Origin of the sequence: Oleiagrimonas sp. (assembly GCF_027858935.1) — a bacterium.
In the GTDB taxonomy this organism is placed as follows: Bacteria; Pseudomonadota; Gammaproteobacteria; order Xanthomonadales; family Rhodanobacteraceae; genus Oleiagrimonas.
The window spans coordinates 1-3753 of record NZ_JAQIBU010000271.1 but is presented as its reverse complement, the minus strand read 5'-3'; the positions used below and the strand labels follow the sequence as shown (position 1 = coordinate 3753).

Below are 3753 nucleotides of genomic sequence, written 5' to 3'. Positions count from 1 at the left end.
ACGCATTTTCGCGTCTTCCGCCACGACCCGCGCAAGCCGCACTCCCTGCTCGCCAACAACCTTTCCTCGGTGCTGATCGATTCCCGGCAGCGGGTCTGGGTGGGGGGCGAGGGCACCGGACTGAACCTGTACCGACCGGCCACCGGCGATTTCAGGATATGGCGCCACAAGCGTGGCGATCCCGACAGTCTGGCAGGCGACGACATTGGGGCCCTGGCCGAAGGAGCGGACGGCTCGATCTGGATCAGCGTCCTGGACTATGGCGTTGACCGGCTGCTTCCGAACGGTAAAATCCAGCATCTTCGGCATGACCGCAAAAACCCGCACAGCCTGGCTTCGAATCTGGTGCTGTCACTGTATGCGCAGAAAGACGGTACGCTCTGGATCGGCAGCCTGGCGGGCCTGGACAAGCGCGCCAAGGACGGTCAGATCATGCATGTGACCTTTGCCGGCATGACCGGTTCTCCGCGGGTCTGGAGCATTGACGGCAGGCCGGGCCGCTTGCGACTTTCCACCAGCAAGGGCCTGTACCGTCTGGGTGCTGATGGCGTGGCCCGCCGCATGCTTGCCGACCAGGTCCCCGCCCGCACGACCCTCACCAGCGTGCGTGATCGGCATGGCAACCTCTGGGTCGGCACCTCGGACGGTCTGTACTGGATCGGTCCGAGCGGACGTTCCCGCTACTTTCAGCCCCATCCACAGTTGTCCGACTGGGTGCCGGGGACTCTGATATGGAAGCTGATGATCGATCACGAGGGCGGCCTCTGGCTGGCTACACGCGACGGAGGCGTGGGTTATCTCAGTCCACGCTGGCGACAGTTCACGGTGTTCAACCCACGTCCAGGTGACCCGAGCAGCCTGTCCATCGGGCGTGTGATCGCTCTTGCGCGCGATGGTGATGACCTGCTGGTCGGAGGCAAGCTCGAACGCATGGATCGCGTGGATCCGCAGACGGGACACATCACCCACGTCGTGCTGCCGGTCGGGAAGGAGGCGGTGACCGCACTCGCCGATGCAGGCAATGGGGCGCTTTGGGTCGGGCATACCCATGGCATGATCCTGTACGACCACGGCAAGGCCCGCAAGGTCGCTCTCGGTAGCTCGCACAGCGGCCCCAACCGAATGGTCACCGACCCTGCCGGGAATGCCTATATCGGCATGTCCACCGGCGGCGTCTATCGCATCAACCGGCACACCCTGGATATGCGCGAGATACCCACGCGCGCCGGCACAACCGCAGATCACGATGTCATCCAGTTGCACATGCATCAGGGCCACTTGTGGCGGTCCAGCTCCGGCGGCATCGCCCGGCTGGATCCGCTGCATGGCGATCTCGTGGACGTGCCGGGCATCAAGCGCGGGCGGATCACCAGTTTCGCCTTTGACGCCGAGGGCCTGTGGTTGCTGCGCAAGGACCGCATGGAGCATTACCGGCTTGAGGATGGCCGGGCTCACCTGGACCGGGTGGTCGATGTGGACCAGGGATGGCCGGAGGTCCGTGTCGTGGCCATGGTGTGCGACCGGAGTGGTCGCGTGTGGATGGCTTCCCAGAACGGCGTGTGGCGATTTGATCCGGCCTCGGGCGGGTTCCGCAGGTTTGGCGCAGACGATGGTCTGCCGAGCCCGGAGTTCAATGCGGTGAAGATGCAGCGCATGCCTGACGGCACGCTCTACGCGGGCACGTTCCACGGTGTGGTGGGCTGGAATCCAGAGACCCCTTTTTCGCGCCCACCCAAGCCGCGCCTGCTGTTGACCCGGGCCACGGTCAAGCATGACGGCAAGACCATCCGCTTGCCTGTTGACGGACAGCCCCTGAATCTTCGCTGGAACGATCGCGAACTTGATGTATCGGCCCAGGCGCTGTCCTACCTGGACCCTTCACGCAATCATTATCGTTTTCGCATGGCCGGACTGGATTCCGGATGGGTGGATACCGGCACCCGCAACCAGCGTGATTTCACCGGACTTGCGCATGGCTCCTATGTGCTGCGTATCGAGGCAGCCGGACCCGACAGTGATTGGGCCAGCCTGCCGCCGCTGCGCATCCATGTGCAACGCCCGCCATGGTCCACGCCGCTGGCCTGGATTGCTTATGTGCTGGTTGCCCTGGCCATCCTTTGGGGGGTCTTGCGTCAGTTCCGTCGTCGTATCGAACAGCGGCATCTCTTCCAGCTGGCCGAGCGCGAACGCGCAATGGCCGAACAGGCCAGTGCCGCAAAGTCGAACTTCCTGGCCACGCTGGGACATGAGATCCGCACGCCCATGACCGGCGTGCTGGGGATGGCCGAACTGCTGCTGCGCTCCCCGCTTGCCGAACGTCAGCGCGGCTATGCGGAGACCATCCGCCGCTCGGGCACGATGCTGCTGCGATTGGTCAACGAGGCGCTGGACATGGCGCGCATCGAGGCGGGCCGTCTGGAGTTGGACCTGGCTGCGCTGGATCCGAGGGTGTTGCTCGACGATATCGTGCAGCTGGAAAGCGGCGTGGCCCAGGCCAAGGGCCTGCAACTCTCGCATGAGATCGATGACGCGGTGCCGCTGCGCCTCAAGGGGGACGCCGTACGGATCAAGCAGGTGCTGCTGAATCTGGTCAACAACGCATTGAAGTTCACCCCCAGCGGTGGAATCGAGCTGCACATGGGCTGGGTGGACAGAGGGCTGGATTTGCGCGTGCGCGATACCGGCCCCGGGATTCCCGACGCATCACGCGCGCGACTCTTTGATCGCTACGAACAGGGCGACAGTCCAGAGCGAGGCTCCGGCAGTGGACTGGGTCTGGCGATCTGCCGCGAACTGGTTGGCTTGATGCAGGGACGCGTCGAGTTGGCGTCCTCCGGACCCGAGGGCAGCACCTTCCGGGTCTGGTTGCCGCTGCCGGTGGTGACGGCAAGTCCATCGGCGCCCTCATCAGCCACACCCGTGGAAAGCCGTACCCGGCGCGTGTTGCTGGTGGAGGACGATGCCACGGTGGCCGAGGTGATCTCGGGCCTGCTCGAGGCCGCCGGGCACAGCGTGCAACACGCGGCCAACGGCCTTGCCGGTCTGGTCGAGCTCCAGGGCAACGGGTTTGACGTGATGTTGCTGGATCTGGACCTGCCCGGCATCGATGGTTTTGCCGTCGCGCGCATGCTGCGCGAACGCGAAGCGGGTCAAGCCCATCTGCCCATCATCGCGATCACGGCGCGTTCCGGTGGCGATGAGGAGGATCACGCCAGGGAGGCGGGCATGGACGGGTTCCTGCGCAAGCCGCTCAGCGGAGAGCAACTGGAGGCGGCGCTGCGCGCAGTGCTGGACTGAAAAGAGCGGCTACATGTCGTGCTTGTCCAGTGCAAAGCCTTTCTGCTGGTATGCGCGCCAGCGTTCTCGCGAGCCATCGCGCGCACCCGGGTCGGCGGCGACCACCTCCAGCACCCGTTCGAAGTGCCCCGGGGGAACCGTATCGCGCAGGTTGATCACCAGCGGACGGTCCGGTGTGTGCTCGCCGGGAGGAACGATCAGGACCGCCGTGCTGGCATCGTCGTCGTCGCCACAGATCTGGTGGGGGATGAAGGCGTCCTCGTCAAATGCCCACAATGCTGCATCCAGTGCCTCGGCCTGGGCGAAATCGCGCACCAGGATCAGTGTCGGTTGCTGTGCCGACCAGGCGTGCTGCGCCAATTTGCAGACCAGCAGCAGCGGGTCCTCGCGGTAGATGGGCTTGTCGATCAGGTAGAAATCGGCGCGGGGCATGGGCACGCAAGCAGGCTTGGGGAT

2 protein-coding genes are annotated in these 3753 nt (G+C 64.9%); one reads left to right on the top strand and one right to left on the bottom strand.

Going from position 1 to position 3753, the window contains the following annotated elements:
* Window positions 1-3297 (top strand): hybrid sensor histidine kinase/response regulator (locus PF446_RS10150; protein WP_298071310.1); only part of this gene is annotated, 3297 nt, incomplete at its 5' end.
* Window positions 3298-3306: 9 nt separating this feature from the next.
* Here the strand turns inward: PF446_RS10150 and PF446_RS10145 are convergent.
* Window positions 3307-3729, bottom strand: a complete 423-nt coding sequence (locus PF446_RS10145; RefSeq protein ID WP_298071311.1) for a DNA polymerase III subunit chi — start codon at window positions 3727-3729, stop codon at window positions 3307-3309.
* Between the last annotated feature and the right edge of the window lie 24 nt (window positions 3730-3753).